5 protein-coding genes are annotated in these 6,496 nt (G+C 44.0%); 4 read left to right on the top strand and 1 reads right to left on the bottom strand.

Annotated features, from left to right (window positions below):
- Window positions 1-637 precede the first annotated feature (637 nt).
- From WBA23_RS17535 to WBA23_RS17520, 4 genes are all read left to right on the top strand, one after another.
- A complete protein-coding gene (locus WBA23_RS17535; RefSeq protein WP_424583584.1) occupies window positions 638-1,306 on the top strand; it encodes a hypothetical protein in 669 nt (222 codons plus the stop codon).
- 316 nt (window positions 1,307-1,622) lie between these two features.
- Complete coding sequence (locus WBA23_RS17530; RefSeq protein WP_424583583.1) at window positions 1,623-2,393, top strand: hypothetical protein; 771 nt, start codon at window positions 1,623-1,625, stop codon at window positions 2,391-2,393.
- Window positions 2,394-2,506: 113 nt separating this feature from the next.
- Window positions 2,507-2,962, top strand: coding sequence for a DMT family transporter (locus WBA23_RS17525; RefSeq protein ID WP_424583582.1), 456 nt, complete (start codon window positions 2,507-2,509; stop codon window positions 2,960-2,962).
- Window positions 2,963-3,118: 156 nt separating this feature from the next.
- Window positions 3,119-6,091: an FAD-binding and (Fe-S)-binding domain-containing protein gene (locus WBA23_RS17520; protein WP_424583581.1), complete on the top strand. Its 2,973-nt coding sequence runs from the start codon at window positions 3,119-3,121 to the stop codon at window positions 6,089-6,091.
- Between the two features lie 27 nt (window positions 6,092-6,118).
- Here the strand turns inward: WBA23_RS17520 and WBA23_RS17515 are convergent.
- A partial coding sequence (locus tag WBA23_RS17515) for a DUF427 domain-containing protein (RefSeq protein WP_424583580.1) occupies window positions 6,119-6,496 on the bottom strand: 378 nt, incomplete at its 5' end.

The raw sequence follows: 6,496 nt of genomic DNA, 5'->3' as shown, positions 1-6,496 counted from the left end.
GATTTAAACTGATTTTACAATTAGCTTTTATAGTTCCGTATCAGAGATTTTCCAACCTTTTTTCTGGCCCTTTACTGTCTTTACTAAAGTGATTAATTGAAGGCGTTATTGATCAACGAGTTCCACTTAGTTAAACTTATATACCGATGTTCCTTCAAAACAGAAGTCACTCATTGAGTGACTTTGTCAATAGTAAGATATGGGTTGTTATTGCTGCTTCGTTTCTTTTCAGCGATACGCGGTTGTATGCCGGTTGAACAGTTTGCGAAATTTCCCTTGACCCATTTTTGAGAATGGAACAGTGCCTCGAGCTATGCGTTCATTTAAATGAACAGTTTCTGCACTGTAAGGAATCGTGGTATTTTCGCGATCTACTAGTAAAGAAGCTGGGATAATGTTGTTTATTGTCGTCATGATTTTTAAATTTTTGGGTTACTGTTGAGAAGCAAAATTTTGCGTCCTTGCCAATATATGTTTCAAGGGCTATGCCAAACCTAAAAACTGACTAAACGTGTCAAAAAAAGGGGTTTCTAAGGAATTGGCTTGTCCGATACCGGACACTTATTGTACAGTGATGAACGCTTGATGAGCCTAATGCTTTCTTTTATATCTTTTTTTATACTAACCACACAACCTTATGCTAAAACGTACTGATATTGTAGACGGTCCCAACAGTGTGTTTAAAGATTATGGCCTTATTTACACTTGCTTGTGCGGGTGGATTGACCTGGCTCAGGCGCGCCCAATTACTATTAGAAATTTGTGGTCTAAGCTCGTAGGCGAAGCGGGTATTCGTAGCCTTAAGCATCCTGGGTTTAAAGTGCAATATAGTCAGCCACCTAGCCGCCATACTAAAGGGGCAACTAAAAATTACTACGTCCGCTCTGGTCTATCATCAGCCGAGCGGGAGTCGGTTACTTTAGCTATTTATATGGAGGTGGCGTATGGGTTTCAAACAGTACAGTCAGAATTCCCTTACGGGTGGACTGCTGATAGCGGATTTAGTGCTGAAAATTTAGTTTCTAATATTATTGGCTTCTACCGGGCTGTACGCCCGGGTCGTGATTATATTTCTATGTGCCGCCCAGTTTCTAAAGAGGATGCTCTAGAAGTTTGGGATACTCAAAATAAAGTGGGTAAAAAAAGAAGCCGATTTTTTGGTACGTATATCTATCCCAGCATTGCGTGTGGTATCGGTAGTGGACCTATGTCAGCTCCGCTTCCTAACTTTTTAACCGGCATTACGCCTGCTAACAAAGGTCCCTACTTTCACCGTTGGAACGATAGGGAAGAAGGAATTTCGTAGTTGAGGCTGCATTTCTTCTAGCAATTATCTATCTCTATCAAGATTTATTCGACTCAGATTTTAGCCCAGAGTTAATAGTATACATCTTTGATCAATGTACTTTTTTTGGCTAGAAACGGTAGTTTCTAAAGTAGCAACCATGTTTCTACTGTACTATTCTGGCATTTAATATTACTCTTTTCAAGAGTTAATAAAGAATCAAGTAAAACAGGTGACTTCTTAACATGTAAAATTACTAAGAAAAAAAAGATTTTATATGTTAATTAATTGTTAACTTTATGTTAACATTTGTTAATACTTGAAAGGAGGGTCTGCTATGATGCGATTATATATTTGGGGAATAACCTTATTTTTTTCTGTTTCGGTGTCTGCTCAGAAATTGGTAGTACCGAGTCATCCGACATTAGTAGACGTACCTGCATCTAAAATAGAAGTATCGCCAAAACTATTTGCTCAGTTCGTTACCATTCAGTCTGATATCACCCCAGCGAATATTCAGGAACAGTATGTTTCTCTTCAGCATACCGCGCAATATCTGAACCGGAAACTGAAGAAGTCAAAATCTACTAAGCAGTTTTTAAAATACTTTTTTTACCATATTCATCGCACGCATCTTAAAAGATACGCATCTTACGCTACCTTAGGCGATCTGCTCGGTAGCGGTCATTACGACTGTGTTTCGGGCACTGCATTGTATGCGCTGCTACTAGATGCACTTCAAATCCGGTTTTCGGTACGAGAAATGACCTATCATATGTATTTGGAGGTTCCGCTTGGTGAAGAAATAGTAATTATTGAGAGTACTGATCCTTTGGGGGGCTTTGTTTCGGATAAATTGGCTATAACCAAACGAATAGCCCAGTACCAATCTGAAGAGGCTAATGCGGCTATGTACCCTCAACCTATTCAGGCCAAGGTAGGTATGGAAGAACTATTGGGCCTTTCGTACTTTAATGCAGCGGTAGATAACTATAATCATCATCAACTTACTTCAGCTCGTCAGTATTTACGACAAGCCATTCGCTGGTACCCGGCTGACCGAATGTATGCCTTTCAAGCAGTAATAGAATCTGTTGCTACCCGGTAAGGCGTTACCCGGTAAGGCACTACCCGGTAAGGCGTTATCCGGTAAGGCATTACTTACTAAGGTTTTTCTAGCGATTCTGCTATCTTTACTTTTTTTGCTTCAATCGCTAATTCATGCCATACTTACTATTACTGATTCCTTTGCTAATTGGCATGGGAGTCGTAATTCAATCAGGGGCTAATACCCAGCTTAGTCATTTTTTAGGTAATCCGTTCATAGCCGGACTTATCTCTTTCGTCACCGGCACCCTCTGCCTGTTAATTGTTAACATTGTCATGCGATCGGATTTCTCAGTGCTGAATGGACAGAATATCGCTCAAACGCGCTGGTGGATGTGGTTGGGTGGGCTAATAGGCTCTATCTTTATCACTTCTGTGATCTTAATTGCGCCCAAGATTGGACCCTCTCAATTGTTCGGATTAATAATTGCGAGTCAGCTTACCTTTTCGGTAGTAGTTGATCACTACGGCTGGCTTGGTTTTCAGGCGCAACCCGTCAACACTAAAAAGATTCTCGGAGTGCTCTTCCTTATGACCGGCACTTTCCTTATCCAGTGGGGAAAACGTTAGGCGGAATCCGAAAAACGGAGACGGGAAACCGGAAATTGATATACGGCTATTTTTCAAAAATTCAGTCTGGAGTCTGGACTTCAGTTTCCGGTCTCCATTGCAAACTTATACATTCATTAGATTGTAGTACATTTAGAGAACTGTATTTGTACTATTATGAATCTGGAAAAACTGGCTGAACAGCTTCAGGGCGAGTTACATACCGACCATGCCATGCGTACTTTATACGCTACCGACGCCTCGGCTTATCAAGAGATGCCTCTGGCCGTAGCGGTTCCCGAAACCGAAGCCGATATTGCTACCCTTATCCGATTTGCTAATCGCTACCGTACTTCGCTGATACCGCGAGCAGCGGGCACTTCCCTAGCGGGCCAGGTAGTTGGTAACGGTATTGTCGTAGATATTTCGCAAAAATTTACCGAGATACTGGAAGTAGACTTACACGAACACTGGGTTCGAGTGCAGCCGGGAGTCATTCGCGACGATCTGAATAAGTATTTAGAAAAGTATGAGTTGTTTTTTGGGCCGGAAACTTCCACCGCCAATCGAGCTATGATTGGTGGCATGATGGGTAATAACTCCTGTGGATTACACTCACCTATTTACGGAACAACCCGTGAGCACGTACTAGAAGTTCGGGCCATTTTGAGCGATGGTAGCTTTACGGAGTTCAAAGCCCTAACTCATGAAGAATTTGAGAAAAAGTGTTCGGGGGAAACAGCGGTCAGTGAGCTAGAAGCTAAAATTTATCAACGGCTACGCGACCAACTTTCTCAACCGGAAGTGCAACAAGAAATTCGCGACCAGTTTCCTCGTCCTGAGATTAAACGCCGAAGAAATACAGGATACGCAGTAGATGTGCTGTTGGATAGCGAAATATTTGGCGGGGCTGATCTGTTTAATTTTTGTAAGCTACTTTGTGGTTCCGAGGGGTCGTTAGCGTTCATTACCGAAATTAAACTAAACTGTTTGCCACTGCCTCCTAAAGAAATAGGAGTGGCTTGTCCGCATTTTCACTCTATTGACGAAAGTCTGCGGGCCAATATTATCGCGATGAAGCATGGGGCGGGTGCTTCGGAGCTGATGGATCACCACATTATTGAACGCACTCGCGCTAACATTGAGCATAGTAAAAATGCTTACTTCATTGAAGGTGAACCCAAAGCGGTGCTGATGATTGAGTTTGCCCGAGATACTCGTCAGGAAGTTGATGCAGCAATTGAAGCCATGTACGCTGAAATGAAAGCGGAAGGCTACGGCTATCACTTTCCAATACTTTATAATGAGGATAGCAAAACTGCCTGGAACGTTCGTAAAGCAGGTTTAGGCTTATTGGGAAACGTGGTAGGTGATTTTAAAGCGCAGCCAGTAATAGAAGACACGGCCGTAGCGGTGGAAGACTTGCCTGAGTATATTGCCGAATTCAATCAGACCCTGGAAAAGTACGATCTATCCTGCGTTCATTATGCTCACGCCGGGGATGGTGAACTACACCTACGTCCTATCCTGAACTTAAAATCGGAAGAAGGCAACGCTATGTTCCGAATAATTGCCCAAGACATTGCTAACTTGGTGAAGAAGTACCGAGGATCGCTTAGCGGTGAGCACGGTGATGGACGATTGCGGGCGGAGTTTATCCAGCAGATGATTGGCGATAGGAACTACGAACTAATTCGTGAGATCAAACGCACTTGGGACCCTAATACTATTTTTAATCCAGGCAAAATTGTCGATGCTCCGCCCATGAACCGGCAGCTTCGGTACATGCCCGGTCATCCCATTCCCGAAATTGAAACCGTGCTGGATTTCAGTCAAAATAAGGGGGTTTTGCGGGCAACCGAACAATGCAATGGCTCGGGCGACTGCCGAAAAACCCATCTCAGTGGTGGAACCATGTGCCCTAGTTATATGGCTACGCGCCGTGAGAAAGATACTACCCGGGCCCGAGCGAACATTCTTCGTCATTTCCTGACGAATTCTACCCAATCGAATCGCTTTGCTCACGATGAAATTAAGGACGTGATGAATTTGTGCCTATCGTGTAAAGGCTGCAAGGCAGAGTGCCCTTCCAACGTAGACGTAGGCAAGATGAAGGCAGAATTTTTGCAGCACTACTACGATAAGAAAGGGATACCATTTCAAACGTGGATCATCGCTAATTTTACGAAGCTTACCGCATTAGCGGCTCGCACCCCTGGCCTGTATAATTGGGCGGTCACTAATCCACTTATTGGTGGGTTGATTAAACAGGTAAATGGTTTTGCCCGCAAACGCTCATTACCACTGCTTTACCAAACTACTCTGCGGAAATGGTACGAAGCCCGACAACCGATGGTAACAAGTGGTGGCTTATCAGTTGCTTCTCCTGAAATGCCGCCTACTATTTCGGAAGCGACTAAAGGCAAAGTGTTTTTCTTCTGCGATGAATTTACGAATTACAATGACACCGAAATTGGTATTAAGGCAATTCAATTACTAGAAAAACTGGGCTATGAAGTAGAAATTCCGAAGCATAAAGAAAGCGGCCGCACCTTTCTTTCTAAGGGGTTGATTCGGAAAGCACGAAGCATTGCTCAAGAAAATATTGCGCTGTTGAAGGACTTGGTAAACGAAGAAACGCCAATTGTTGGACTAGAGCCTTCGGCTATTTTAACATTGCGCGATGAATACATAGAACTAACCCGAGGCGAAGAGCAAAAAGCGGCGCAGCGTATTGCTCAGGATACTTACACCTTTGATGAATTTATTGCCCGCGAAATTGACCGAGGCAATATCACAAAAGACGATTTTACTACTGAACCTCGACTAATTAAGCTACACGGTCACTGTCACCAGAAAGCACTTTCGTCAATGGTGCCCACTAAGAAAATGCTAACGTTACCCGAGAATTACCAAATGCACATGATTCCTTCGGGATGCTGCGGTATGGCCGGTTCGTTTGGCTACGAGGACGATAAGTACGAAGTATCCATGCAAATTGGGGAGTTGGTGCTGTTTCCCACCGTGCGCGAACAACCGGAAAATGTACTGATTGCTGCTCCCGGCACCAGTTGCCGCCATCAGATTAAAGATGGCACTGGCCGGATTGCTCTGCATCCCGCTGAAATTCTGTATGATGCGCTAAAGTAGTAAATCTACTGACTCGTATTAATTCGTTTACCAACCCCAGGTTCCGGCCCCACCTTTGAAGGGGCCAACAATGTCAGAGGTGATCCAGCCGCCGTAGAAATCGCCTTCTTGAGCCTGTACTTGCTCATCGCCTACGTAGCAAGCTTCCATTTTGCTGGGGTAAAAGGCAACATGATCTTTCAGGTTTTCGTAACCTTTCACCGGATTAGGATAGAACCAGCCAGCCGCCGGTGTTTCTTGGTCTTTCACCCGAACGGTGTAGTAATTGGCTCGCCCCTTGAATTCGCAATAGGTTGTCTGGGGAAGTTGATGCAAAAATTCCATCTTAATATCTTCCGGCGGGATGTAGTACACCGGGGGATGACTGGTTTCCAGCACGCGTTTAGCCCGATTGGTATCGGCAAT

The sequence above is a fragment of the Tunicatimonas sp. genome (assembly GCF_049647865.1).
In the GTDB taxonomy this organism is placed as follows: Bacteria; Bacteroidota; Bacteroidia; order Cytophagales; family Cyclobacteriaceae; genus Tunicatimonas.
The sequence above is the reverse complement of the archived record's forward strand: the minus strand, read 5'-3'. Positions and strand labels throughout refer to the sequence as shown.